20 protein-coding genes and 1 pseudogene are annotated in these 24,275 nt (G+C 54.2%); 8 read left to right on the top strand and 13 right to left on the bottom strand.

The window, feature by feature from the left end; all coding sequences use genetic code 11:
* Window positions 1-10: 10 nt before the first annotated feature.
* Together H6G13_RS25550 and H6G13_RS25555 are read right to left on the bottom strand one after the other, a co-directional pair.
* Window positions 11-1,510, bottom strand: a complete 1,500-nt coding sequence (locus H6G13_RS25550; RefSeq protein WP_190488171.1) for a DUF3747 domain-containing protein — start codon at window positions 1,508-1,510, stop codon at window positions 11-13.
* Window positions 1,511-1,727: 217 nt separating this feature from the next.
* Window positions 1,728-2,774, bottom strand: coding sequence for a fatty acid desaturase (locus H6G13_RS25555; protein ID WP_190488173.1), 1,047 nt, complete (start codon window positions 2,772-2,774; stop codon window positions 1,728-1,730).
* A 474-nt stretch (window positions 2,775-3,248) separates the two neighbouring features.
* Here H6G13_RS25555 and H6G13_RS25560 point away from each other — a divergent pair, with 474 nt between their 5' ends.
* Together H6G13_RS25560 and H6G13_RS25565 are read left to right on the top strand one after the other, a co-directional pair.
* A complete protein-coding gene (locus H6G13_RS25560; protein WP_190488174.1) occupies window positions 3,249-4,559 on the top strand; it encodes a GTPase in 1,311 nt (436 codons plus the stop codon).
* Window positions 4,560-4,858: 299 nt separating this feature from the next.
* On the top strand, window positions 4,859-5,434 hold the full coding sequence (locus H6G13_RS25565; protein WP_190488175.1) for a hypothetical protein: 576 nt from the start codon (window positions 4,859-4,861) through the stop codon (window positions 5,432-5,434).
* Window positions 5,435-5,660: 226 nt separating this feature from the next.
* Here H6G13_RS25565 and H6G13_RS28855 read toward each other — a convergent pair whose 3' ends face one another.
* Complete coding sequence (locus tag H6G13_RS28855; protein ID WP_190488176.1) at window positions 5,661-6,101, bottom strand: molybdopterin-binding protein; 441 nt, start codon at window positions 6,099-6,101, stop codon at window positions 5,661-5,663.
* Window positions 6,102-6,235: 134 nt separating this feature from the next.
* Here H6G13_RS28855 and modA point away from each other — a divergent pair, with 134 nt between their 5' ends.
* Window positions 6,236-7,033 (top strand): molybdate ABC transporter substrate-binding protein, encoded by a 798-nt coding sequence (gene modA, locus H6G13_RS25575; RefSeq protein ID WP_190488177.1) that lies wholly within the window; start codon window positions 6,236-6,238, stop codon window positions 7,031-7,033.
* Here the strand turns inward: modA and H6G13_RS25580 are convergent.
* On the bottom strand, window positions 7,030-7,644 hold the full coding sequence (locus H6G13_RS25580) for a Uma2 family endonuclease (protein ID WP_190488178.1): 615 nt from the start codon (window positions 7,642-7,644) through the stop codon (window positions 7,030-7,032). The two genes, modA and H6G13_RS25580, sit on opposite strands and share 4 nt — an antisense overlap.
* Before the next feature lie 85 nt (window positions 7,645-7,729).
* Here H6G13_RS25580 and modB point away from each other — a divergent pair, with 85 nt between their 5' ends.
* A complete protein-coding gene (gene modB / locus H6G13_RS25585; RefSeq protein WP_190488179.1) occupies window positions 7,730-9,559 on the top strand; it encodes a molybdate ABC transporter permease subunit in 1,830 nt (609 codons plus the stop codon).
* A gap of 82 nt (window positions 9,560-9,641) precedes the next feature.
* Here the strand turns inward: modB and H6G13_RS25590 are convergent, their stop codons facing one another.
* The 5 genes from H6G13_RS25590 to murF form a co-directional block, all read right to left on the bottom strand.
* On the bottom strand, window positions 9,642-10,112 hold the full coding sequence (locus H6G13_RS25590) for a nucleoside deaminase (RefSeq protein ID WP_190488181.1): 471 nt from the start codon (window positions 10,110-10,112) through the stop codon (window positions 9,642-9,644).
* A gap of 322 nt (window positions 10,113-10,434) precedes the next feature.
* Entirely contained in the window at window positions 10,435-10,839 is a 405-nt protein-coding gene (locus tag H6G13_RS25595; protein ID WP_190488183.1) for a hypothetical protein, read from the bottom strand.
* 248 nt (window positions 10,840-11,087) lie between these two features.
* Window positions 11,088-12,260, bottom strand: a complete 1,173-nt coding sequence (gene moeB / locus H6G13_RS25600; protein ID WP_190488185.1) for a molybdopterin-synthase adenylyltransferase MoeB — start codon at window positions 12,258-12,260, stop codon at window positions 11,088-11,090.
* A gap of 100 nt (window positions 12,261-12,360) precedes the next feature.
* Window positions 12,361-12,855, bottom strand: coding sequence for a Mov34/MPN/PAD-1 family protein (locus H6G13_RS25605; RefSeq protein WP_190488187.1), 495 nt, complete (start codon window positions 12,853-12,855; stop codon window positions 12,361-12,363).
* 69 nt (window positions 12,856-12,924) lie between these two features.
* The gene (gene murF, locus H6G13_RS25610; protein ID WP_190488190.1) at window positions 12,925-14,286 is read right to left on the bottom strand and encodes a UDP-N-acetylmuramoyl-tripeptide--D-alanyl-D-alanine ligase; all 1,362 of its coding nucleotides are present in this window, start codon (window positions 14,284-14,286) and stop codon (window positions 12,925-12,927) included.
* A gap of 412 nt (window positions 14,287-14,698) precedes the next feature.
* Here murF and H6G13_RS25615 point away from each other — a divergent pair, with 412 nt between their 5' ends.
* Window positions 14,699-16,066 carry a hypothetical protein gene (locus H6G13_RS25615; RefSeq protein ID WP_199306732.1) on the top strand — a complete coding sequence of 456 codons (1,368 nt, stop codon included), beginning with the start codon at window positions 14,699-14,701 and terminating at the stop codon, window positions 16,064-16,066.
* A gap of 319 nt (window positions 16,067-16,385) precedes the next feature.
* Here H6G13_RS25615 and H6G13_RS25620 read toward each other — a convergent pair whose 3' ends face one another.
* Entirely contained in the window at window positions 16,386-18,593 is a 2,208-nt protein-coding gene (locus tag H6G13_RS25620; RefSeq protein ID WP_190488192.1) for a hypothetical protein, read from the bottom strand.
* Between the two features lie 442 nt (window positions 18,594-19,035).
* On the opposite strand from H6G13_RS25620, the gene H6G13_RS25625 reads away from it, so the two are divergent.
* The gene (locus H6G13_RS25625; RefSeq protein ID WP_190488194.1) at window positions 19,036-19,422 is read left to right on the top strand and encodes a phage holin family protein; all 387 of its coding nucleotides are present in this window, start codon (window positions 19,036-19,038) and stop codon (window positions 19,420-19,422) included.
* A gap of 73 nt (window positions 19,423-19,495) precedes the next feature.
* The gene (locus tag H6G13_RS25630; protein ID WP_190488197.1) at window positions 19,496-19,636 is read left to right on the top strand and encodes a hypothetical protein; all 141 of its coding nucleotides are present in this window, start codon (window positions 19,496-19,498) and stop codon (window positions 19,634-19,636) included.
* 164 nt (window positions 19,637-19,800) lie between these two features.
* On the opposite strand, the gene H6G13_RS25635 is transcribed toward H6G13_RS25630, so the two are convergent.
* Window positions 19,801-20,691 (bottom strand): neutral zinc metallopeptidase, encoded by an 891-nt coding sequence (locus H6G13_RS25635; RefSeq protein ID WP_190488199.1) that lies wholly within the window; start codon window positions 20,689-20,691, stop codon window positions 19,801-19,803.
* 300 nt (window positions 20,692-20,991) lie between these two features.
* Here H6G13_RS25635 and H6G13_RS25640 point away from each other — a divergent pair.
* Window positions 20,992-21,186, top strand: a pseudogene (locus H6G13_RS25640) (aquaporin Z); the annotation flags it as partial.
* Between the two features lie 194 nt (window positions 21,187-21,380).
* On the opposite strand, the gene H6G13_RS25645 reads toward H6G13_RS25640, so the two are convergent.
* Window positions 21,381-22,070 (bottom strand): COP23 domain-containing protein, encoded by a 690-nt coding sequence (locus H6G13_RS25645; protein WP_190488202.1) that lies wholly within the window; start codon window positions 22,068-22,070, stop codon window positions 21,381-21,383.
* A 218-nt stretch (window positions 22,071-22,288) separates the two neighbouring features.
* Window positions 22,289-24,136 carry a mechanosensitive ion channel family protein gene (locus H6G13_RS25650; protein WP_190488204.1) on the bottom strand — a complete coding sequence of 616 codons (1,848 nt, stop codon included), beginning with the start codon at window positions 24,134-24,136 and terminating at the stop codon, window positions 22,289-22,291.
* Window positions 24,137-24,275 lie beyond the last annotated feature (139 nt).

Consider the following 24,275-nt stretch of genomic DNA (forward strand, 5'->3'; position numbering starts at 1 on the left):
GCAAAAGGCGCTAGCGACGCAGGTATTCAAGAATGCCTTCTGCGATCGCATCGGCAATTTGCATTCTGGTGTTCATGTTTTGGAACCGGGCCGCATCTTGAGAACCCGTGACAAAGCCGGTTTCCACGAGCACCGCTGGCATAGCGCTGTAGCGCAACACGTAGAAGCGGGCCTGCCGCACGCCGCGATCGCGCATGTCGGTGCGCCGCAAGACGCTGTTGTGAATCACCTGAGCCAGCCGCTGACCCGAGGAGTAGTAGTAAGTCTCCAGGCCGTTGACTTCAGGGCGACTCATGCTGATGGCGTTGGCATGAATGCTGACGAAGATATCAGCCCCAGCTCTTTGGGCGAAGGCCACTCGCGGATCAAGATCGATTTCTCGATCATCAGCCCGGGTCATTAGAACGGTCACCCCGGCTTCCTGCAGCCGCTGCTGCACTCGATTGGCAATAGTCAGGTTAATCTCTTTTTCCTGAATGCCAGCAATGCCAACGGCTCCCGGATCGCGTCCGCCATGCCCCGGATCGAGCACGACAACAAGCTGCCCCTGCGGCACCGAGGGCGGAATGGGCACCGAAGCCGGAGCCGGAGCGCTGGCATTGAGAATCTTGGCATCAATGCTGGACTGCAGTAGGCTGCGCTGCACTTCCTCGGCCCGCTGCCGCTCACGGAATAGCCCTACCTGTACCACATTCTGCCCATCAACCGTAGTGCGGAAAGCTTCGGGTTCAACGGCGCGCACCTGTTGCAGGGTGTTGACGTTGCTGACAGGCACAATCACCCGGTAGTAGGTGCCGCTGGCCGGGGCGCTAGTGGGTGGCGGCGGCAGAGGATTGGTCGCCTGGGGCGGAATGGTGGGCAGGGGCTGGCCAGCAGGGGTGGCAGGAGCCGGGCTGGCCGGGTTAGCTCCACCTGATTGGGCCAACGATGGCCCAGCAGCGGCAATAGGCACGTTCAGCGGCTCGTCGTGGGTCAGATAGATATGGCCTAGGGTCTGACCGTTGAAGGTGCGGCGGGTCATGCGCCAGCCGGGGTTGAGCTGCAGCTTGGCAAAGCCATTAGTGTTGCCGTTGGCGCGGGCAATCTCAATCGGCGGAATGGTGTTGCGATCGCGCACCGGGGTAGCCCGCAGCACCAGGTCATTGTTCTGGCGTAGGACCTCCAGCCGATAGCGCAGACCCAAATCTTCGCCATTGACCCGCAGAGAGTAGCCGTTGCTATCTACCAGGCGGTTGCAGATGCCGGTGAAGTCGAAGTTGAGCAGCAGCGGCTCGACCTGAGTTGGGGCATTACCGGTTTCCTGCCAGCAGGGGCGCTGATTGCTCAGCTGCTCCAAGATCATTAAGTTGTGTAAAGTACCATTTCGAACCGGGCTGGCAACAGCGATCACACGGCTTTGGTCGATGTCTTGTTGGCCAAACTGGTTAGCGAGGGTGGGTGACGGTGCGATCGCAAAAGCAGCAGCAGCGGCAGCAGTCAGTGTAGTGAGGCGACGAATCAAAGGAAACATACTCTACAGGGGCAAACGCTCCCATCAAAGGATACTCAAGAATACGGTTTGTCTTATTTCCCATCTTCTTGAGCAGTTTGCTTGACCAGGATTGGGCTGGTGCAGTTCCGGGATTGTCCCCCAGACACAAAGCAGGAGCTGGCTTTAGTTAGCCCAGCTCCTGCCTTAAAAACAACCTGTGATAACAGATTTTGCCAAAAATCAATCGGATACGGGGTTAACTGTTTTTTACTTCAGCAAAAGACTGATAGGCCCGCTGTGGATGATAAATGTGACATTCGTTCGCAATGTCCTGCATTAGCGCCCAAGAAAACCGCTCTTCCTGGTGCATCAGGTTGCCCCAGTTTTGCTTGAGGTGAGCATGGGCCAGCCGCAGATTATACGACGGAATACCCACCGAGACATGGTGAGGCACGTGCACGTTAATGTCGTGGCAGAGAGTTTCTATCCAGCGAGGGTAGGTGCAGTGAACCGTGCCGCCCAACTGGGCCTCAACCGCATTCCACTCTGGAGCAAACCGAAACTGGATATCGGGCAGCGTGTGGTGAACCAGAGTAAAGGTGCTCATCCAAAAGTGATAGCCCAGCCACGGCATCAGCCAAAACTTGACTACACCCCAAATTCCAGTGAAGTAAATCAGGGTCGGGAAAAATAGGGCAGCAAAAATTGCGACTGCTGCAATCGACACCTTGACTTTGGCCTGATCTCGGGGGGCAAAGTTTCTTAGATCGAAGTGGAGCAATGCCCAATGACCCACCGAACCCAGCCACCAAAAGCTGCCACGTACGCGCTCGTAAGTCCACTTCAGGAGAGATCCAGCGGCTGTGTACTCTTCCAGGGTCAGGGGTTCCCAGGCGTTGTCGGATCCCTGCTCGTTGGTGTGAATGTGGTGGTGGTCATGGAGCAGCCGCCAGCTGTGGAAGGGATAGAGCAGCGGCAGCATAAGAGTGTGACCCACTAGGTCGTTTACCCACCGACGGTTCGCAAAGGAGCGGTGACCGCAGTCATGGGCGACTACAAACCAACCCGTGAGCGCAGTGCCGGTGAAAAACCAGGCTAGAGGCAGCAAATACCACGGGGCAAGTGCGATCGCACCGTACCCCAATGCTGCTGCTGCGACACTAAGCACAACCCTGGCCCAGGCTTTGCGGGCATCTTTCTGAAAGCACTCTTTTGGTAAGGACCGGACAACCGTTTTTAGGTCCACATCCGAAAAAGCTCCCGAATCGGGAGCAGCAGTCAGTTTATCCGAGATAGCAGTCAAGGATTAATCTCCAACAGGTAGTAAGACTTAGGTGCAACCAGGCATGAAGAAATCTACCCGCTTGAGCAGGAAGGCAGGAAAACAAGCTCCAGGCCGATGGAATGCCCTTTAAGGGGTGTGTGACCTATCTACTGCGCAAAAAACCTAAAGCGAGCAGATAAGGTTGATTTTCCCCAAGCTTAGACAGCTTCAAAATCCTTTACACTTATATCACGTCTAGCTCTTTATTGAGGAGTTATTCTCCCTGAAAAAGGTACAGAAAACCTTGGAAATGGGCGGCTTTTCTAGGATTCCAGGGTAAACATTTTTTATTTACACTGCGCGATTAGGCCTGTGATTAGGGGCAGGAAAACTCTGAGGGCAAGCAGCTTTTCTATCGTTCGATGGCGCACAATCTCTACCTAAATTGCGCGATGCCGCCACATAGGTTCGGCATAATGAACAGTGAGGCGTGCGAAACAGTGAGGCACAGGCATGACGGATGAGCAAAGGAGTGATCCTGTCGCCAAACCAGTTCAGGTTAACCCAGGAAACCCGGTTGTCAGCTTTTTTGGTAGCGCAACCCAGCGATTGAAGGAAAGCTTGCCGTTTGATCAGCTAGCCAAGTTAATTCCAGCAGATCAGCTAACCCGCTGGTTTAGCGTTAGCGAGGATGAGATCGCCAACATCCTAGAGGCAGTGCGCCAGGAATTGCCCACTACCGAAGCTCTGCTAATTGGCAAACCACAAGCTGGGAAAAGTTCTATAGTGCGGGGGTTGACTGGAGTTTCTTCCGACATTGTGGGGCAGGGCTTTAAACCTCACACCCAGCACACTGAGCGCTATGCCTACCCTTCCGCAGACCTGCCGCTGCTGATCTTTACCGATACGGTGGGGCTAGGAGATGTCAATCAAAATACTCAGACTCTAATTAACGAATTAGTGGGCGATCTGAAGCAGGAGAGCGGCTGTGCCCGCATTCTAGTGCTAACGGTCAAAATTACCGACTTTGCTACAGATACCCTGCGGCAGATTGCTCAGCAGCTGCGTCAACGCTTTCCCGATATTCCCTGCCTGCTAGCAATTACCTCGCTGCATGAGGTCTACCCCGTCGATGCAGCAGATCATCCTGATTACCCGCCCCGCTTTGAGGCGGTGAGCCGGGCCGCCGCCGCTATTCAGGAGAACTTCAAGGGGATTTGCGATCGCACCGTCCTGCTAGATTTCACGTTGGAAGAAGACGGCTACACCCCGGTTTTTTATGGCTTAGAAGCGCTGCGAGACAGCTTAGCCGACCTGCTGCCAGAGGCCGAAACTCAGGCTATCTACCGTCTGCTAGACGAGCGCAAAGAAGCCTCTCAGCAGCTCGGCGACCTCTACCGCAATGTGGGCCGCCGCTATATCTCAGCCTTTGCTGTTATTGCCGCCACCTTGGCGGCCGTGCCCCTCCCCTTTGCCACCATGCCGATGCTGACCACTCTACAAGTCTCGATGGTGGGGCTATTGGGCACGCTCTACGGACAGTCTCTTAGCCCATCTCAGGCTGGGGGCGTGGTAAGCGCAATCTCAGGGGGCTTTGTGGCCCAGGCGGTGGGTCGGGAACTGATTAAGTTTCTGCCCGGTTTTGGCAGTTTAATTGCGGCTTCTTGGGCAGCGGCCTATACCTGGTCATTAGGAGAGGGAGCCTGCGTTTATTTTGGTGACCTGATGGGCGGTAAAAAGCCTGATCCCAAGAAGATCCAGTCTACGATGCAGACAGCTTTCAAATCGGCTCAAGAGCGGTTTAAAGGAATTCAAAGCAGTTAGTTTCGATTAAAAAATCACCCTTCGGGTAGACCTGATTAGTGGTTAGCTTGCGATAGCTTACCCAGAGCATTTAATGTTTTCTTAATTTAGATAACCTTTAGTGAGTACAACCTTAACTGCTGATGCCGAGAAAACCCATTGATACCGGCACTAGATATCTCTGCTTTAAATCTGCCGAGGCAGGTTTACTGGTATAAATGCGGCCTATTTTTACGCGCCTTTGCACTTTTGAGCTAACCGTTTTGGACAGAAAGAAGGCATTGTCGTGCTTTGTCTTATACCCACTTGGAGATATTAGTATGAAAGGCGAATTGTATAACATCCAGTCTTCTAGCGATAGCTGGATTGGTACGATTCTGCGTTCTCCCGCCAAGTTGGGAGTAGCCCTGGCACTAGGAGCCGCAGCCCTGATTTTGCCCGCCTGTGAAGCCCCTGATCAAACCGCTGGTAGCGGGGCTGACACAGCACAGCCTCAGCTAGGTGAGACCCAAGATCAGCCAGGCGCGACGGCAGAACAGCAGCCTCCTGCAGATGGCCCTGAACAGCTCGTGGGGCAGACTGTTGTTCTCAATGGTGAAGTCAATGAGGTCTATGGTCCCGATGCCTTTTCCATGCAGGCAGAGGACACTTTCGCGACTGATGAAGAAGTCTTGGTCTTAGTCACCGGAGGCGAAACGCCTACCCTTGTTGAAGGAGAAGCGGTGCAGCTAACGGGTGAAGTTCAGCAGTTTGATGCGGCTGTCATTCAAGACGAGTATGGAGCTGATCTAGATCAAACGTTATTGAGTCAATTGGCAGATGAGTATGAGGGCAGACCTGTCGTTATTACGCCTAGCATCGACCAGCTTGCTTCTGAGCTACCTAACAACAACTAACTGGTTGATGATGAATTTAACCAGCCTGAAAGTCGCCTTTTGATAGTGCCCTTTCAATAGAAAAAATCCTCTTAAGCAGCTGAGACAACGATTAATTGAGCTCGCGCTGACTGCCCAGAACCTAGGTTCTGGGTATTTTTTTGCTTCCGCTCACAGCCCAGAGTTCGCCACGTTTCCGCCTTCTATGCGCCCAACTCTACCCATCAACTTGTCGGTTGATAAAGTACTAGGGTGCGATCGCAGCAATCATCACGCTGTTAGATTTAATCACAGCATAGACCTCCTTCCCCACACTCAGGTGCAGCCGCTCAGCAGAGGCACGAGTAATCACAGAGACGAGTTCTGTGGTGGAGCCAATCGTCAAGGTAACTTCTGCGCTTACGCCGGACAAGGTTACCTGTTTAACTTCAGCCCGCAGCAGATTGCGAGCACTGATAGCCCAGTCAAAACTGTCGTCAGAGGCCTGCGGCACATCGGCTATCTCGGCCTCCTCCAAATCCTTCGCATCATCCAACGGCGGATCTACCGCCGCAGATTCAAGGCTGCGAACGAGTTCCCGTAAGATCTCGGTTTTAGTGCGCTGGCTGCGCTGGCAGTAGCTTTCCAAAATCTGCCGTTCTTCTGCCGACGCTTGAAACGTAATCCAGCCTTGATTTTTCCGGGGCATTTTTAGAGATTAGCAATGAGAAAACAGGCATACCAACCAAGTTGGCGCTAGAGTGTACCAACTTGGTTGGTAAATCAACTTATGATTGACCTATTGGATATCCGCTAGCCAGTCTCAATCCTAAAGCTGTTGCTATGAAGAAACGACATCTGTTGACCTTCCTTGCGGGGGTAGGGGTTGCGATCGCACTGAGTTTCTACCTGAGGTTGTCAGCTTCGGCCCCGGTAGCGGCTGACCGTACCGCGCTCCTAGTGTCTGCGGCAGCTAGCCTGCAAGAGGCCCTGCAGGACATCCAACCTTTGTTTGAGGAGGCGCACCCAGGGGTAATGCTGACCTATAACTTTGGGGCCTCTGGTGCTTTGCAGCAGCAGATCGAGCAGGGAGCACCGGCGGATGTGTTTGTCTCAGCCGCCACTGCCCAGATGGATACTCTGGCGCAAAAGGGGCTGCTGCTGCCAGAGAGCCGCCGAGATCTGCTGGGTAACCAGCTGGTGCTAGTAGTGCCCCAAGATTCAGCCCTGAACCTGACCAACTTTGCCCAGCTCGCCGACAGCCAGGTACGCCGCATTGCCGTTGGGGAGTTTCGCAGCGTCCCCGCCGGACAATACGCCGAGCAGGTCTTGACCAACCTAGGGGTTTTGGCCCAGGTGCAGCCCAAGCTGGTCTTTGCTAACAACGTGCGCGGCGTCCTGTCGGCTGTAGAAAGCGGCAATGTCGATGCCGGGATTGTCTACACCACGGATGCCAAGATTTCGGAGCGGGTGCGGGAGGTTGCGATCGCACCCACTACCTTACACACCCCAATTACTTATCCTGCCGCGATTGTGAATGCCAGCCGCACCCCCACAGCCGCCAGAGACTTTCTGGAATTTTTGGTCAGCGACTCAGCAGACAAAGTCTTTGAGGAGTATGGGTTCACGCTGATGAACTAACCCCGTGTCGATTCCATTAAGTCTTCAAGCTTTAGCCTCAACGCCGGGAAGCATTTTGAATTGAGGGTTTCCCCTAGACGGTACTGAGTCTTTTTGTAGTCCTCACCCATCAACTGACATACCGTTAACGTGGGCTGCTTAGGTCTGCCGATAAAGTCAATGCCGCCCAATCCCCGGAAATCGACGATCCAATACTCTGAAATGCCCAACAGCGAATACTCCTCAACCTTACGCGCATAGTCATCCTGCCAATTAGTGCTGACAACCTCAACCAACATCACAATAGGTCGCCCGGAAGTAACGACAGGCTCTTGCTGCCATAGAGGTTCTGCCTTCAGGATCACTTCATCCAACACAATAACGTCTGGCCGTAGGGCAGTGGCCTGCGCTGCGGGAGGGCTAATTAGGCAAGTTTTGGGAATCGTCCAGCGCTGCTTTGACCTGAGAATTTCTGCGAACAAATACCCGGCAACCTTCCCAGCAACGGTTTCGTGGGGGCCAGTCGGTTCCAAGTCTCGCAGTTCTCCATCAATTAGTTCATAGCGGGAATCAGCGCCATACTGCGCTAAAAATTGGTCAAGGGTCAGCGTTTTTGCAGGAGTGTAGGTCATTGGGGAGCCTCACCTCTCTTTTATGCTAATCGGCCAGCTTCCACTCGGCATTTCTAAATAATTTACCAAGGTCATACCGTTACCTATGCCCTGGCTACTTCCCAATCTATCCCCCCTTTGGATTTCCTTGAAGGTGGCTGCGATCGCAACCCTGATCACCTTCTTTCTGGGCATCGCCGCCGCCTATTGGATGCTGGGCTATCGCGGCAGGGGCAAGTCCTTGATCGAAGGCATTTTTATTGCGCCGCTGATTTTGCCGCCGACGGTGGTAGGTTTTTTGCTGCTGCTGCTGTTTGGTCGCTATGGTCCCTTAGGCAGGCTAACCACTGCCTTTAATTTCTCACTGGTCTTTACCTGGTACGGGGCCGTAATTGCCGCTACGGTGGTGGCCTTTCCGCTGATGTACCGGACAGCGCTAGGGGCTTTTGAGCAAATTGATCCGACCCTGCCGCAGGTGGCGAGTACCTTAGGGGCGGCTCCGGGGCGAGTGTTCTGGCAGGTGATCTTGCCGCTATCGGGGCCGGGTATTCTAGCGGGGTTGACCCTATCCTTTGCGCGGGCTTTGGGGGAGTTTGGCGCGACCCTAATGCTGGCAGGCAACATTCCCGGTCAGACCCAAACCATGCCGATGGCGATTTTCTTTGCGGTCGAAGCCGGGGCCATGAACGAAGCCTGGGTATGGGTCACAATTATTCTGCTTGTCTCTTTGAGCGGCATTGTGGCCGTCAACTTTTGGCAGCGGCAGCAGCTTCAGTCTCGCCGTTCCGCTGCCAGCCCCAGCGATTTGACGGCTAATCTATCGCCCATCTTGGAGCCTGTGCCCGGTTATGGGGCAAGCTTCCTCGGCAACTCTCAGCTGTGGGTAGATATTGAGAAAGATTTATCCAGTTTTCGCCTGCAGGTCAACTGCAAAGTGCGCCAGGAAACTCTCGGGATTTTAGGGGCTTCGGGGTCGGGCAAAAGCATGACCCTGCGCTGCATTGCTGGGGTAGAAACACCAGATCAGGGGCAGATTGTGTTGAATGACCGGGTGCTGTTTGACTCAAAGCAGGGCATCAATCTGCCCAGCCACCAGCGGCGGGTGGGGCTAGTCTTCCAAAACTATGCGCTGTTTCCTCACCTGACAGTCGCTCAAAATATTGCCTTCGGGCTCCAGCACTTGCCCAAAAGAGAACGACTCCAGCGGGTGAGCCAACAGCTCAGCGAAATGCATTTAGAAGGTTTGGGAACACGCTACCCGCACCAGCTCTCAGGCGGACAGCAGCAGCGGGTAGCCCTGGCGAGAGCCTTAACAGCCGAACCAGAGGCCCTATTACTAGATGAACCACTGGCGGCACTCGATACCTACCTACGCAGCCAAGTCGAGCGGCAGCTAGTCGAAACGCTGTCCCGCTATTCCGGAGTGACGCTGTTTGTCACCCACAACCTAGAAGAAGTGTTTCGGGTGTGCCAGCGGCTGATGGTCATGGCGGCGGGCGGTGCGATCGCACTCGGCGACAAACACGCTCTCTTTGACCAGCCGGAACGGGTAGCAGTAGCCCAACTCACAGGCTGCAAAAACTTCTCCCGCGCTCAAATTCAGGGGCAGGCCGAAATCGAGGCAGTAGACTGGCGCTGCGCTCTCAAAGTAGCCCATGCTATCCCTAATAACCTGCTTCAAGTGGGCATGAGAGCGCACCAAATCCGCTTTGTCAGCGACCCCTCTCTTGACAACACCTTCCCCTGCTGGCCCGTCTCCACCAGCGAAACGCCTCACCGCGTCACCCTCTATCTGCGGCTGCATGAACCGCCAGCAGACCCAGGCCAGTACGACTTGCAGGCAGAAATCTTTAAGGAGGTGTGGGTCAACCAACAGGCCCAACCCTTGCCTTGGTACGTGCAGCTGGCCCCAGACCGACTGCTGCTGCTGGAATGACTAAAAGCTGCCCAAATGTCTTTCCCCCGACAGTTCATCCCCGCCACTACCTTTTCCCCATCCACTCCCTACCCATCCACTTCTAATACCCCTTCCTATCCGCCTTATTCGCCCACTCCTCAAACGCTTCCAAAGCTTCGGGCTGCATCAGAGGCACCATCGGCAGCCTGCGGTCTTCTTGGGATTTGGCAACTTCGTCATAGATATTTTGACTGCTGAAGCCAAAGCGGGCCGCAGCTTCTCGGCTGTTACCGTAATAGATTCGCTCTAACTGAGACCAGTAGGCCGCCGCCAGACACATAGGACAGGGTTCGCAGCTGGTGTACAGCTCGCAGCCGTTTAGCTGCCAGGAACCAAGAGCCTGACAGGCTTCTCGAATAGCGGTCATCTCCGCGTGGGCGGTGGGATCGTTGAGAGAAGTAACTTCGTTCATGCCTCGACCAATGATCTGCCCATCTTTAACCACTACTGCGCCATAGGGGCCGCCCCGATTTTCGCGCATGGCTTGAAAGGAGAGTGCGATCGCATTCTCCATAAACTGCTTGTCGCTCATCTCCTGTGCCTCTGGTTAAGCTAACGTTTCAATAACTCTATCCGGAATTTTCGCCCAGAACTGCGAGGCAATGCGTTTTTGATGTGGCAGCGACTGGACAAGCCGACTTTATTCAAGCGGCCGTCACAGCCATTGTCGATACTGTGACCAATCAATTTCAAGACCAGATTCGAAATCAGGTGGAGGGGGAAATCAGGCGGAACAGTCCTGTTCCTATCCCCTTCCCCCTAACCGCGCTTCCCGTTCTAATTGGCAGGGGTGAAGCTTTTCAGAAAAGGCTCCGCTGCAGCGATGCTTCCCCCTGCAAAACCATCTATCACAATTAGTCAGTCAAAGCATAATAGTCGTTGTAGCAAACATCTACCTCATAATCTTCGACTACTTCACCGCTTTCAAAGACAGTTCTGATGTCATAGAAGCAAGTGTTTCTCGACGGATCAGCGAACTCTATTTGATAGGTGTAGCCGCTGGGGATGATTGAATATCTGTCTAGCAAGCTTCTGCCCCAGTTATCAGTGTTAGAGGAAGTAATGTAGATATCAATGATGTCTTCACGGCTGTCGTTGTAAACCTCGAAGTTGTGCTTTCCAGCCAGTGCAGGTTGCCCGGTCAAAGACACAACAGGCAGCGCCAACAGCGTCATCAAAGCGCTTTGCTGCAGAACTTTTTGGAAGCGGTTAGAGGAACGAGCAGCAGAAGTAGAGGGGGGGTTGTTATAAGTGTTCATGATCAGGCTCCTTTTGAATCTTCGGTTGGGGTTTTTAGAGGCGCTTTGCTTTGGGCTAAAGCTTTACCTTGATTCAAATTTAGAGCCTACAACACCGAGAATCAGCAGAGTTTTAAGCCGCTATCGTGGCTGTTTCTAGTCTGTGTGCTGGCAGAAAAAGACACGTCCCCTGCAGCTTTCTGCAATGTAAAAAAAGTGCGTCGGGCTGAAGCCCGACGCACTTTTTTTGAAATACAAGCCTTTAGACCTTAGTACTCCGGCACAGACGGATCGACTTCCCGACTCCAAGCGGTGATGCCGCCTTTGACGTTGGTACCCGTAATGCCAGCCTGCTTGAGAATGCCGAGTGCCTTGGCCGAGCGACCGCCCATCTTGCAGTGAGCAATCAGCTTATGGCCATTGAGCAGCTCCTTTACCTTCTCAACGCCGCTGCCGCTCTCAATCTCAGGCAGGGGGATCAGCACCGCCCCTGGAATCTGAGCAATTTCGTATTCGTTGGGATTACGAACGTCGATCAGGAGAATGTCATCGGCCCCGCTATCAAGCACCTGCTTGAGTTCGGTGACCGTCATTTCAGATAGCTCGGCCTGCTGCTGCTGTTCTTCTAGACGAGCCTGGGGAATGCCGCAGAACTCTTCGTAGTCGATTAGCTGCTCGATCACCGGGCGCACTGGGTTAGGCCGCAGCTTTAGCTCGCGGAAGGTCATATCAAGAGCGTTGTAGAGCAGCAGGCGGCCACTCAGAGTATTGCCCTGTCCCAAAATAATCTTGACGGTCTCTGTGGCCTGAATAACGCCAATAATTCCTGGCAGAATTCCCAGTACGCCACCCTCAGCGCAGGAAGGCACCAGTCCTGGGGGTGGGGGTTCGGGGTAGAGGTCGCGGTAGTTGGGGCCGCCTTCATAGTTGAAGACAGTGGCCTGCCCTTCAAATCGGAAGATCGAGCCGTAGACGTTGGGCTTGTCTAGCAGCACACAGGCATCGTTGACCAGATAGCGAGTTGGGAAATTATCAGTGCCATCCACCACGATGTCGTAGGGCCGGAAAATGTCCATGGCATTCTCAGCGCTGAGCCGGGTTTCGTAAAGATCGACCTGACAGTTGGGGTTGATCTCTAGAATGCGGTTTTTGGCCGACTCGATTTTAGGCTTGCCGACCCAAGACGTGCCGTGGATCACCTGGCGCTGCAGGTTGGACTGATCCACAATGTCAAAGTCCACAATGCCGATGCGGCCGATGCCAGCAGCGGCTAAGTAGAGCAGCAAGGGAGAGCCTAGGCCGCCTGTGCCGACACAGAGGACGCTGGCAGCTTTGAGCTTCTTCTGCCCATCCAGACCAACCTCCGGCAGGATCAGGTGCCGGGAGTAGCGTTCGTACTCCTCTTTGGTCAGTTGAATGGTATCAAGGTTGGGATTGAGCATGATAATCCACAGAAATGAGCAGTGAATGTGGGTGGTTAAGGAACCAATCTAGCGTCTGAAGAGACAGGGTTTGGGGGTTGGGTTGAAGGGTATGTGGAGGCTAGGCCCCCATTCGCATGACCTCAGGCTGAAACTGGTGCTGCTCGTCTAAGTGCCAGCTGCGTAAATCTGTAGCTTTACCCTGGGTGACGGCAACAATGATGTAGGAGTATCCAGGCCAAGCTAGGGTGCGATCGCACTCCGAAGGCACCGCTACATGATCCGGATGAGAGTGATAGACGCCGACAATATCGAGGTTGCGATCGCGCGCCTCTCGCTGCACCCGTAGCAGCACTTTGGGATCAATCCAGTAGCGACTCGTTTTGGCGGCTGCGGCCTCCGTTTCAGGCTGCTGTCGCAGGGCACCCACTTCAGCGGCAGCGGCCTCATTCCAGTCATTGTCTGCCGCAACGCAGTCCATTACCTGGCGCGTATCGTCGCCATCGGGCTGGCGCAACCACTGTCCTACCAGCAGACCACAGCACTCCTCAGGGTAGGTTTGCTCAGCGTGGGCGCGTATTCCTTGCAGGTTTTCTGGGTCGAGAATGAGTACCACAGCCGCAGGCGTCCGGTTTTATCAGACTCTCTATTTTAAAGCAGGATGACCCAGCTCAGTCAGTCGCCTTTACAACGTGGGTGACAAAGACTGCACCAGAGCATCGACTGCCCGATCCAAGGCAACTGCTCGCGAAGCTTTAAACAGCAGGCGATCCCCCGGCTGGACAAGGCCCTTCAAGTGCTCGATCAGATTATCTAGGGTTTCAAATATTTGTGTTGGTACGGGCACGGCTCCGGCGGCTAGCGCTGCGGCCTCTGCCGGATCGGCCAAAACACAAAGATGATCAAGCCCCAGCTGCCCTACCTGCTGTCCCACTTGGTGGTGGAACTCCACAGAGCGATCGCCCAGCTCCTTCATTGTGCCCAGCACCGCAATTCGCCGCGTTCCGGGGGTCGCGGCCAGCAGTTGCACAGCCGCCAGCATTGACTCTAGCCCAGCATTGTAAGTTTCATCCAGAATCATGATGTCGGGGGCCAGCGCTAGCCGTTTAGCTCGCCCGCTGGGCAGCTCTACCGTGAGCCCATAGGCCAGCTTGGTCCAATCCAGGTGCAGCGCCTGCATCACGGCAATGGCAGCCAGGTAGTTCAAGGCGTTGTGCTGTCCCGGCAGGGGTAGGGGCAGCCGCACCCCCTCCACGTCTAGCGTTTCAGCATCGACTAGGTGACCTCGAACGTCGCCCCCCTCTAGGCCAAAAATAATTTGCCGACCCGACCAAGCTCGCTTTGCTGTCGCCATAAGCCGAGCATTGTCGTGGTTGAGCACCGCTATGCCGCCAGCAGGCAGCTCTGCCAACAGCTCGCACTTAGCATCGGCAATCGCCTGCTCCGATCCCAAACGGCCAATATGCGCCGTCCCCACATTGGTGATAACAGCTACGTCAGGTTGGGCAATTTGAGTCAGGAGGGCAATTTCTCCCGGCCCTCTCATGCCCATCTCAACTACCCCAAATGCATGCTCTTGGTCTAGCTGCAGCAGCGTTTTGGGCACGCCAATTTCGTTGTTGTAGTTGGCCTGGGTCTTGAGGACTGGCCCCTGGGTTGCCAGAGCTGCGGCGATCAGCTCTTTGGTCGTGGTTTTGCCCACCGATCCGGTAATGGCAATGATAGAGGCACTCAACTGCTGCCGCCACCAGCGCGCCAAGCACTGGTAGGCCACTAAGGTATTGGGTACTCTAAGTAGCGGTAAGTCGGCTCCTGGCATATCCTGCTGAACTATGGCAGCAATGGCCCCTTTTGCGATCGCATCAGCCACAAACTGGTGCCCGTCAAAGGTGCTGCCCTGAAGAGCCAGAAACAAATCACCAGGCGTGAGTGAGCGAGTATCAGTAGTTACATTTTTCACCGGAAGCTCTAAGTAATTCTGCTGAATATTTCGCCTTTCTGCTGCCAAAACCTCTGCCAGCTGTCCCAAAGTCGCCTTAAGCGTCATATCTCCCCCTAAATACAAAACTCAGCGGCGTTTTTTGCCCTTAGAAGAGAAAATCACGACGACTGCTTGTGCAAAGCAACTTTACACAAGATCATCAGGAATAGAAAATTTCCCCCTGTATCTAGTCTTCAAGTTTCCGTAAAGGCCTATCTACGCTACGGTGTAGGGCTTTGCCTAGGATTCAGTTTACAGCAGCCTCACAGTTGGCCAGCAAGAGTTTACCTAATCTTTGATCTCGGTATCACTTTACGCACCGATATCAGGGGTTGTACGCAGTAACCTATTTATACAGGCCCGACTGATCTGGTGTAAAAACTGACGCCTTTAAGTACCGAAGCGCCTTAAATGGAAGGAAGCGGTTGAGCTTCTAAGGTACATATTGTCCTCAACCCGTCTTTCGCGTTTCGCAGCCATGCCCACCTTTTCTGGTCAACCCCACAAAACAGCCTTCGAATTCGGGGCAAAGGCGGTAGATGCCGTGAACTCTCGAGCCAGTTACCACAGTCGCAATACCACCCCAGACGAGCAGAGACTATACGACCATCTGCTGGGTTGTGTTGCGCTTCACTCTCCGGAAGAGATGGTCGCCCGATTTCAGTCGCTCTTCATCGAGGGCATAGGCTATCCCGACCGAGAGATGCTGCTGGTTTTAGATGATATTTTGAATGCTCCGGAAGTTGACCAATACTTTCGCTACATCCTAAACCGCTGTTGCCACATCCTGATTAACCGCTGGCAAAGCCATTCCCAGTTCCAAAATGCCATTCCAGATCTCGTTACGCTGCTTGAGCAGCCCCCTAGCAGACGCATCAATGACTATTCCCGCAGCCGCCCAGTGCGGCGACTGCGCTCGGTCGTTCAAGAGTTTTTAGACACAGAGCAGTACCTCACCCTCAAACGCCTAGCCCGAGTAGTAGAAGCACGGCAGCAGCAGCGTAAGGCTATGGAGGAAGACGCAGGCTCTAAGCCGCTAGGGACACTGATTGACCGTTACCCCTACCTCTATGAACACTGCCTAGTTTCAGAAGACAGTGACTTGGAGCATCAGCAGCACATTCGCCGAATACAGGCCGAAGCGCAGCACAAGTTTGAGGTCGACCTGTCTCACTATGTGACCTACCGAGTGCGCCTGTCGCGGCTCAACCGTCAGGGAGTCGACAAAACTCAGGTGAGTCGGCTACGGCCTATCGACAACCCTACTCTGCTCAGTGATCAGGACCTGATCTCCTCCCTCAAGCAATTTTCTGTTAACGGCGGAGATGGCCAAAGCTACCGAGAAGTAGCCCATCGGTTTATGGTCAACGGCGGACAGACCCGCTCCTATAAGAGTTTTAAGGCAGATTTATACGACTACATCACGGCTGGAGTAGAGCCTGGGTATGGTCGCCGTCAGTTTAATAAACTCTTGAGCCAACAGCTAATCGAAGCCTATCCCGACAGCGACCACAAGCCTCTCAATGATTTCCTCGTTGTACGAACCTGTAGTCAGCTGTTTAATTTCCTGGTAGTAGATAGCGCCCACAGCGGTCAACATTTCGTTTTTGTCGATCTAATCAACAACTTAGGCCCTCTCTGGACAACAGGGCTGCTGCTGCGGATTTTGCTGATCTGCCGCATGGTGCGCCCCTACGTAGAGCGTCGCTTCTCGATCTTGTTTAACCACTATGAGGCCTCTAGCCGCGACACCGTAGCCTGGCTAGTCAACGTACTGGAGAACCTGAACATTGCCCTAAGCCTTAACTTCGGCACGCTAGATCTGTCCCACGTAATGTCTCGGTAGGAACAAAAGCCGATCCTCCAGCATCGTCTCTCTATAGCAATGCCAGCAACGTCACGTTTCTACTGGCTGGCAGCTCTACCACCGACATTCCGCAGGTTGACATTTAATTCCTGAGATGCATCAATTTTGCGAAGCTCAGAAGCCTTGAAATAAGCAGATCGGCACCTTAGGTCAAGGCAGTTCAGAATGTTTCGTAATTTTAAGTTGACCCGCCAGTTCGAGAAGTAGGCTGAAGCTGAAACTGCGTCTAAGCAAAGGTCTTGGCAGTTCAACTTCGCGTTGCACAGGAAAAACCAATCGTCAACCTGCGGAATGTCGGCTACCAACCGGCATAAAGTGAGCCAGCAGAGGCAATGTGAACCGACGCAAGAATGAACTGGTTTGGTTCAGGCGTGAATGCCTGCGGCTCGTTATCGCTGGGGGCAGCCCCAGTCGGCGGCGGAATGTCAATAGGAGCGGGCGTGCTTAGGTCTGGGGCAGGAACTGCGGGCGCGGGAACTGCTCTCGGAGTATTTAGGACAGGCGGCTCAGCATTAATTGGCTCAGGCAGGGTGGGCGGAGCCGACAGCGGGCGGGAGGTAGGATTGATAGGGCCTGGAACCGCTTGAGGCTGGAGGCGGGGTGGGGCTACGGGGGGCAGTGCATCCCCCGGCACAGTCTCGATTCGGTATGGCAACGGCTCGGCTGTAGGCACCGTATTGGCAGGAGCAGGCTTGGACCACAAAGGCTCTGGAGCCGTTTCTGGGGCCAAGGTAGAGGCTGGGGCCAGGGGCTCGGCGGCAGTCTCGATTGCGGCTTCGGCAGCATTAGGGGCGGAGATGGGCTGGGCCAGTGCTTCCTGCCGAGCTCGCAGCCGGGCCAGTTCGGCTTCGCGAATGCGGGCATTCCAGGTTGCGATCGCACTGCGGGCCTCACCAGAAAGGGCTCGATCAGGCTTGATCAGGCTGGCTTCAGCAATGGCTTCGGGCAGGTTACCCTGGCTAGCTAGCGCCTGAGCTCGATTCAAAATGGGCTGATCTTCTAGAACTTGGGATTGGTTGTTCCAGACGTAGATCCAGCTTTGGGCCTCCTGGCGCAGCGCTCGGCCTAGCCGAATTTCACTGGCTGTTGCAATGGCGCGCTGCAGGTTGGTGAGGGTTTTCGTCTGGGCTAGCTGGTGGGCCTGCTTGAGGAAAGGGCGATCTTCAATCCGCTGAATTTCTCTGCTCCAGTGGGAGATCAGCGTTTGGGCCTGCTGCCGCCGGGGGTGATCGGCGGGCACGACAGCGGCTTTTGCGATCGCAACCTCCAACGCATCTCGATTAGCAAAACTGCCTATGGTCTGAGCAATCTGAATTTGCCCTAGATCTTGCAGGTGAACTTTCCAGCTGGCCAGACTCGACTGGGCCTGAGGATAAAAGCGGCTCTCTGGTGCAATCTGGTTGACCAGCAGCATCGCTCGATAAAGCCCCATGATTTGCTGGGGGGAGGTGCGCCAGTCAGATACGCTCTTGAGCGCTAGCTTCCGAGCCTGACTGAGCCAGATCAGCTCCTGAGCCACCTGCGCCCGATTGGGGTTAAGCGCAATCCGCTGCCCTAGAGTAATCGCTTCGTCTAATTGGGCGGCGTACCACTTATCGGTTGCCACACTCAGCAGCAGATCGCTCCAGCTGTCCATGAAGGGCTGCGCTTCTTGCCAGGTATAGGTACTAGGATCAATCTGGCTGGTCGCCCGCAGTGCCCCACTTAGGCGCTCAATACCGCCCGGCGAGGCCAGCGTTTTAGCTTGAGCCAGCAGCCGCTGTGCCTGCTTTTCCTGACGGATTTGCTGAGACAGGGTCTGTACCTGCTGCACCTGCCAGAAACCATTATCAAGTTGGGACAGAGCCGAAATTTGCTCCGACGCGGTGGCCCAGTCTTTTTGCTTGAGGGCTGTCTGAGCTTTAGCGAAAATCGCATCGCCCTGGTTCCATTCCTGTTGCCAGGCGGCAATTGCGGCCTGAGCTACTTCGTAAGTAGGGCTAGTGCTAGGAATGCGTTTGACCAGTGCGATCGCACCTGTCAAGTCATTTTCAGCGAGCTTCTCCCGGGCAGCGGTCAACGCTGCCTCAGACCACTGATCAACCAGCGGCTGCACTTCTCTGTGGAGAGGATGCTCAGGCGTCCACTGGCCTAGCAGGTCGAGACCCGCAACCAGATCCTGCAGTTCTCCCGACTCAGCAGCCGACTGGGCGCAGTAAAGCTGAGCCCGATCAGACGAGAGGGTGGAAAGCTGACTGCAGTCCGCGTTGGGCGGTAGGTTGATCAGCCAGAGAAAGGCCCCAATAGCAACACTCCCAGCGGTGCAGCAGCTGGCAAAGGCAATTAGCAGCCAACGCCAAGATCGATTACCGCTGGGAGTCGGGGGGTAAAGTATGGTGTCTGGAAACGGCGCGGCTGCATCACTGCCCTCTATTAGCCCCGCTAGGTCGGGCAAAACCTGAACTGTCTCTGAGACGCTGTTATTAGCTTGAGGGGCAAACCACCATTTCTTTGCCATGCCTGCCATCGACTCCTCCACCCAAGAGTTCCTGATTCCAAGGTACCTAAAATCCCTTAGTCAGTACAGAAGCATTATCCAAAATGCTGCCCAGTATCAGCCTAATCCTAAGAGCCTTTAATCAAGATCCAATCGCATCTGATTAAAAAAAGCATCAGCCAAGAGGATATATCTAGCTAATTTTCCTTTCTTAAATAGAAGTACCTAGAGAAGTTCACCTAAGCTTTGTAACTTCTCAAGTAGCCTCTAGCAGCATGACCTACAAAATCACAAGCCCAGCTTTTTTGTGTCAAACAGAATCTTAATTCCAGAAGCCCTATCTAAATCATCTGATGCCAGCTTCCACTTCTGGACAAATAATTAAAACTTCATCTTGTTTTACAAAAGTCTTACTGTGATGTTGTACTCTAACTTTTTTGATAGGTTTAAGTAGTTAATAAAAGGATGAAAAATGGGATTCATCACCTCTTTCTTAATCATTGCCGTTGTTACTGCTATTAGCCTACTGATCATCTCCAAAATCCCGCCTCTTGGGGTTGAAGTTGTGAGCTTTAGCAAGGCACTTCAGTCTGGGATTGTATTCGGCATTCTTAATGGTGTTGCCGGGTTCATTTTTCAGTTTCTCGGATGGCCTCTATTTGTGGTGTTGACTTTGGGCTTTTCTCTTCTAATTTTGCTTTTAATTAATGTCATTGTGTTCAGCTTGACAGCAAAATTAGTTGAAGGATTTAGCCTGAGATATGGTATTTGGAGCGCCGTTCTAGGAGCTATTGCTTTAAGTTTTGTAAACGGTGTTATCTTTTGGCTGCTAGGCCAGTTTGGTGTGACAGTTGCCTAAAGATTTTTGATGCTACCAGCAAGAATTCTGTAACCAGAAGCAAGAGACCTAGGTCCCTTGCTTTCTGCTATTGATGCTGAACAAACTTTCGCTAATGATGTCTCTTTGGCAGGAGCATAACGCCTGCATCCATCGGCTGAAGCTAACCCAGTCCGAGATGGCGCAGCTTGCCGATTTAATCATCACCAGCGGCACCCATATAGACCATTTTTGACCAGGTGCTTGCGGCTGGACCGATGAGTGCTTGATCAAGCCCACTGTGGCTTCTCAACTGGTAATGCGAACAATTCATTAAATTGAGTGCATCACCAGACCGCCTGGAAACAGTGCCAACACTTTCCCTCAGTCAAAACGGGGCAAGATAGGCGCGGTTAAAGCTTAGAGGCTAGCGACATCAAACGTATTGCATTCGGCTAGTTCCCCAGTTTGAATGCCCTGCTGAAACCAACGCACCCTCTGTTCAGAGCTGCCGTGGGTAAAAGAATCGGGGGTGACATAGCCCCTTGTCTCCTGCTGCAGGCGGTCATCGCCTATTTGACTAGCCGCATTAAGCGCTTCTTCAACGTCGCCCTGCTCCAAGATTTGCCGAGATCGTTGAGCATGGTTGGCCCACACCCCGGCAAAACAGTCTGCCTGAAGCTCTAGCCGGACAGAGAGATCGTTGGCGTCGGTGGTGCTAGCCCGCTGCTGCAGCCGCCGCACCTGACTGGAAATGCCTAGCAGGTTCTGAACATGATGGCCGACTTCGTGGGAAATGACGTATGCCTGAGCAAAGTCACCGGGAGCCTGGAGCTGATACTTCAGGTCTTCGTAGAAGCTCAAGTCGATATAGACTCTCTCATCAGCAGGGCAGTAGAACGGTCCCATTGCTGCCTGAGCAAATCCACAGGCAGAGTCTACAGAACCCGAAAAAAGAACAAGCCGGGGTTCCTGATAGGGCTGGCCAATTTGTTCTTGGAAAATGGCATGCCAGGTATCTTCGGTATCGGCCAATACGGCAGACGTAAAGTCAGCTAGCTGCTCCTCCTGAGGCGAAGTTGCGCCTGGGGCCGCGTAGTAATCCCCACCCGCAGACCCTCCCGACAGCATGTCTGAGGGATCACCGCCCAAAAACGCCACAAGCAGCATTAGCAACAAAGTGCCAAAGCCGCCCCCAACAGCGACTCCTCGGCCGCCCCCAACACTCACCCCTCGGCCGCCCCGAGTGGCCATCCCTCGGCCTCGACGGTCTTCAATGTTGCGGCTGCGCCGTCCCGTTTCCCATTTCATCGGGGGATCTCCATAGTGAGGAAAGCCATTTCAAGCGAGCAGACTCTTGAATATGTCTGAGCGCGCCTGAGCACTCGATCGGTGCTAGTCTCTCTCCCTGAACCAACGCTGGGTTGTTGGTGAGGCTAGGCAAGACCTGGACCTCTACTGCGATGTCGGTCTGCACAGAGTAGCGCCGATTTGCTGCAATCGTGTCCGGATCCTACACTAGCTCAGCAGTAATGGACACCTAGCTACCTGCAGTTGCGATCTTTTTTAGGCGGGGGTAGAGCCTTTGATCGGGCTTTCTTACAAGTTCCTTTTCCTGGCTCCAGGCTGCTGCCCTACATCATTGCTCAGGTGTTAAGTGCGATCGCAGGGGCCAGCATTGTCTATCTGATTGCCTTTGGACAGCCTAATTTTGTGTTGAGTGGCTCTAATCCTTTAGCTATCAACGGCTTTGATGAGCACTCCCCTAGCAGCTACTCCCTGGGGGTTGCCTTCATCACACTCGTCACTTTTACAAAAAATCCGGGAGTAGGCACAGCCTGAGTCCCGGATTTTTCTTTCGATAATCACTTTGCTGAGACGCAATAAATCGTATCTCGACGCTGTGGGATGAAGCCAGGAAAACACCTTACCTAACGTCTCCCCGTCGATGACTTGCTTGCCTGCCCTGCCTCTCGCTGACGGCCCTAGTCTTAAACTCCCTAGCGGAAGCTGTCTGGATTGAGGGGACGCCCTGCTGGAGCCGTAGACCCTGGAGCCAGCCGAGCTCCAGTGCCACCATCGATCGGAGCGAGAAAAGGTCTGAGGTTAATTCCAGAGGCAGAGCGTTGGGTGGTAGGTAGATTCAGCACGTTGCCCAGCTGATCCAAAATGTTGCTGCCTTCAACAAAGGTGTTAACACCCTGAGTCATTTCGCCTCGGTCAGCGACTGCCAGGTTCTCAAAGACACGATCGCGAGTTCCCGCCGGATCTTGCCCGCTGGGAACCGTGAAGACGATGCGGCAAGTTGGCACCTGCTGAGTCGTTACACAGACTGTGTTGTAGCCGTTCTCAACTCCGGTCTGCATTTCCACCAGACCATCTGGGCGGTAGAGTTCAAGGCGGCGGCTAATCTCCTGGCAGCGGCGCTCGGCGGGCCAAGCGCTCCCCATGTCTTCAGGCACGGCCCAAGGATACCCCTGGTTGGGCTGGCTCTGAGGCAGGTACATAACCGTGTATTGACCGTTCTGCAATTGGCAGCTAAAGCGAGACTCATTAGCATCAGCCGTAGGCTCGGCAGCAGGCTCGGCCGTTTGAGCGAAGCTGGCCTGCTCTAGGAGCGGGACCGTCACGAGTAGGCCAAAACTGCCTGCTAACGCAAAAAATCGAACTAACCGGGGAATACGCACCATGCTACCTGACCTCCAAAGACTCGTCGGTGGACTGACTGGGCTACTTAATTTAGACAGACCTATCTTTCTACTAAGACTCGATTAGAGGCGATATTGTTCACCTTCGGGGCAAATTTGTGACGATAGGTGCGATGGCTCTCAGGGGCCGTTTCTGACCATCGCAAAACTCCGAGCCGTTTTTGAAGATAGGGCCGAGACTGAATGGGGCTAGATCAATCCTAGCCCGTTTTTTGGCTGGGGTCTGCTATCGGATTAACCCAGGTAGGTTCTGGCTGAAGCGGCGCAGAAACGTCGGCAGTATGGTGCCACATCACCTGCTGCGGCTTACCAACTTCGATCTGGGCCTCTTCTAGGGCTAGCCAGACCCGACGGGTCATCTCGCGCCGCACATCAAACTGCTTCATCGGTTTGGTGATCAGCCAGACCCGAATCACAATGCCTTCGTGGCTGGCCTGATCGATGCCGAGAACTTGCGGCGGCTCTAACAGCTTGCTGCCCCAAATGGGGTCTGTAAACAGCGCCTGCGCCACGGTTTCTATCAGAGATAGGGCTTTTTTGAGGTCGGTGTCGTAGGCCACGGCGACAGAGAAATCAACCCGCGACCAGATCCGAGTCCAGTTTTCTACTAGGGTGATCTGGCTGTTGGGCACGGTGATCAAACGACCCTCCACATCACGCAGCTGAGTGATTCGCAAGTTGAGGTTTTCCACCAGCCCCGAAACCTGGCACAGGGTGACATAGTCGCCAATGGCGTACTGGTCTTCGAGCAGGATCAAAAAGCCGTTGACCAGATCTTTGACCAGGCTTTGGGAGGCAAAGGAGATTGCCAAAGCCAAAATAGCGCTTAGTGTCAGTACCGAGCTTAACGATACTCCCAGCACATTCAAGGCCCAGCCTAGCCCCAACAGATATACGGCAGTGGTTTTGCAGCCTTTGAGCGATCGCACAATCGTCGGAATTCGCAGCGAGCGTCGCTGGTCGTCCTCTAGCAAGAAGTGGTTGTCTTCCCAGGCGCGGGCTAGGCGAACAATGGCGATATTGCCAATTCGGTTAAGCAGGCCAACAGTAAACCAGATCAACAGGAGCGACAGCAGGCGAGTAGAGAGAATTTCGGCTAGAGGTGCCGTGGCTGGAAACAGCGCATAGATCCAAAGCAGGCCGCCTAGCCAGACCACCACTTGGCCCCACACTGTCAACCACAGCCCCAAGCCAATCAGGCTGAGTCGCCGCTCTAGCTTGAATTGCGATCGCAACCCCGCTAAAAACTGGTGTCGACCTGCTAGGCCGTCATCGTCATGCATTACGGCGGCGGCAGATCCAGTTGCCTCCTGCTGGTGGCGGCTCTCTAGCTGGCGGCAACGACGGGACAGCAGTAGCCACAGCAACCACAGCGCCAGACTGATAGCAATCATGCCAATCGCCATCAAAAACGCCCGTCGGGCCTGCTGCTGCAAAACGTCGGGCTGCCGCTGGAGTAGCGCATCCACCAGGGTAGTTTGCAGTATTTCTCGCCAGCGTTCGGCCAACTCTGGCACCGTCAGGCTGTAATAGCGAGCATCTAGATCGCTCACCGTTAGCAGGGTTAAGGGCTGCAGGTGGTTAGCATCGGTAGCGATCAAAATGGTCTGATTGTTTAGCCTAGCTATGCTTACCTGCAGCGTTTCAGGGTCATAGGCACTGCGATACATCTCCCAACCACCGCCGTTCGGCTCGGGGAAGAGGCCCGAGTCTGCCAGCCTTAGAATTTCTGCCAGGCTGTCTTCAATGGTCTCAGCCCGCCATTCCACCGGAATTTGAGTGCCTGGATTTTGCCGGTCAATCACCGCCGGAGCCACAACTCGAAACAGTTCTCGATTGGCTAGCCGCACTGGAGCAATCTCAAGCGAGCCTAACCGAGTCACCCCGTCAGGTAGCCTTGCCCCTTCCTGCACCGCTCCGCTAGGGGGGGTAAACCCAGGCAGTTGCGCCCCGGCAAGTGCCCCTTGTCCAGCCAGCAAAAATACCAGCTGGAAGCTCAGCAGAAACCCAACAATCCAACGACGGCGACGGCAGTGGGGAAACAGCATAGAGGCAAGGGGGCAGACAGGCCAAATACAGCGCTGGTCGTAAAACTCTGGGCAAGGTTAATCTAACCCACCTACCAGGGCGGTTGATGCGGTCAGTTCTCTCTATCTTGCTGCCAAAGGGCGCTTAATAAAATCCGCT

The organism is Pseudanabaena sp. FACHB-2040 (genome assembly GCF_014696715.1).
Classification (GTDB): Bacteria; Cyanobacteriota; Cyanobacteriia; order Phormidesmidales; family Phormidesmidaceae; genus JACVSF01.

Coding starts and splice junctions, on each gene's coding strand:
- H6G13_RS25550 (WP_190488171.1), bottom strand. CDS start 1,510: ATGTTTCCTTTGATTCGTCGCCTCACTACACTGACTGCTGCCGCTGCT.
- H6G13_RS25560 (WP_190488174.1), top strand. CDS start 3,249: ATGACGGATGAGCAAAGGAGTGATCCTGTCGCCAAACCAGTTCAGGTT.
- H6G13_RS25565 (WP_190488175.1), top strand. CDS start 4,859: ATGAAAGGCGAATTGTATAACATCCAGTCTTCTAGCGATAGCTGGATT.
- H6G13_RS28855 (WP_190488176.1), bottom strand. CDS start 6,101: ATGCCCCGGAAAAATCAAGGCTGGATTACGTTTCAAGCGTCGGCAGAA.
- modA (WP_190488177.1), top strand. CDS start 6,236: ATGAAGAAACGACATCTGTTGACCTTCCTTGCGGGGGTAGGGGTTGCG.
- H6G13_RS25580 (WP_190488178.1), bottom strand. CDS start 7,644: ATGACCTACACTCCTGCAAAAACGCTGACCCTTGACCAATTTTTAGCG.
- modB (WP_190488179.1), top strand. CDS start 7,730: ATGCCCTGGCTACTTCCCAATCTATCCCCCCTTTGGATTTCCTTGAAG.
- H6G13_RS25590 (WP_190488181.1), bottom strand. CDS start 10,112: ATGAGCGACAAGCAGTTTATGGAGAATGCGATCGCACTCTCCTTTCAA.
- H6G13_RS25595 (WP_190488183.1), bottom strand. CDS start 10,839: ATGAACACTTATAACAACCCCCCCTCTACTTCTGCTGCTCGTTCCTCT.
- moeB (WP_190488185.1), bottom strand. CDS start 12,260: ATGCTCAATCCCAACCTTGATACCATTCAACTGACCAAAGAGGAGTAC.
- murF (WP_190488190.1), bottom strand. CDS start 14,286: ATGACGCTTAAGGCGACTTTGGGACAGCTGGCAGAGGTTTTGGCAGCA.
- H6G13_RS25615 (WP_199306732.1), top strand. CDS start 14,699: ATGCCCACCTTTTCTGGTCAACCCCACAAAACAGCCTTCGAATTCGGG.
- H6G13_RS25620 (WP_190488192.1), bottom strand. CDS start 18,593: ATGGCAGGCATGGCAAAGAAATGGTGGTTTGCCCCTCAAGCTAATAAC.
- H6G13_RS25625 (WP_190488194.1), top strand. CDS start 19,036: ATGGGATTCATCACCTCTTTCTTAATCATTGCCGTTGTTACTGCTATT.
- H6G13_RS25630 (WP_190488197.1), top strand. CDS start 19,496: ATGCTGAACAAACTTTCGCTAATGATGTCTCTTTGGCAGGAGCATAAC.
- H6G13_RS25635 (WP_190488199.1), bottom strand. CDS start 20,691: ATGAAATGGGAAACGGGACGGCGCAGCCGCAACATTGAAGACCGTCGA.
- H6G13_RS25645 (WP_190488202.1), bottom strand. CDS start 22,070: ATGGTGCGTATTCCCCGGTTAGTTCGATTTTTTGCGTTAGCAGGCAGT.
- H6G13_RS25650 (WP_190488204.1), bottom strand. CDS start 24,136: ATGCTGTTTCCCCACTGCCGTCGCCGTCGTTGGATTGTTGGGTTTCTG.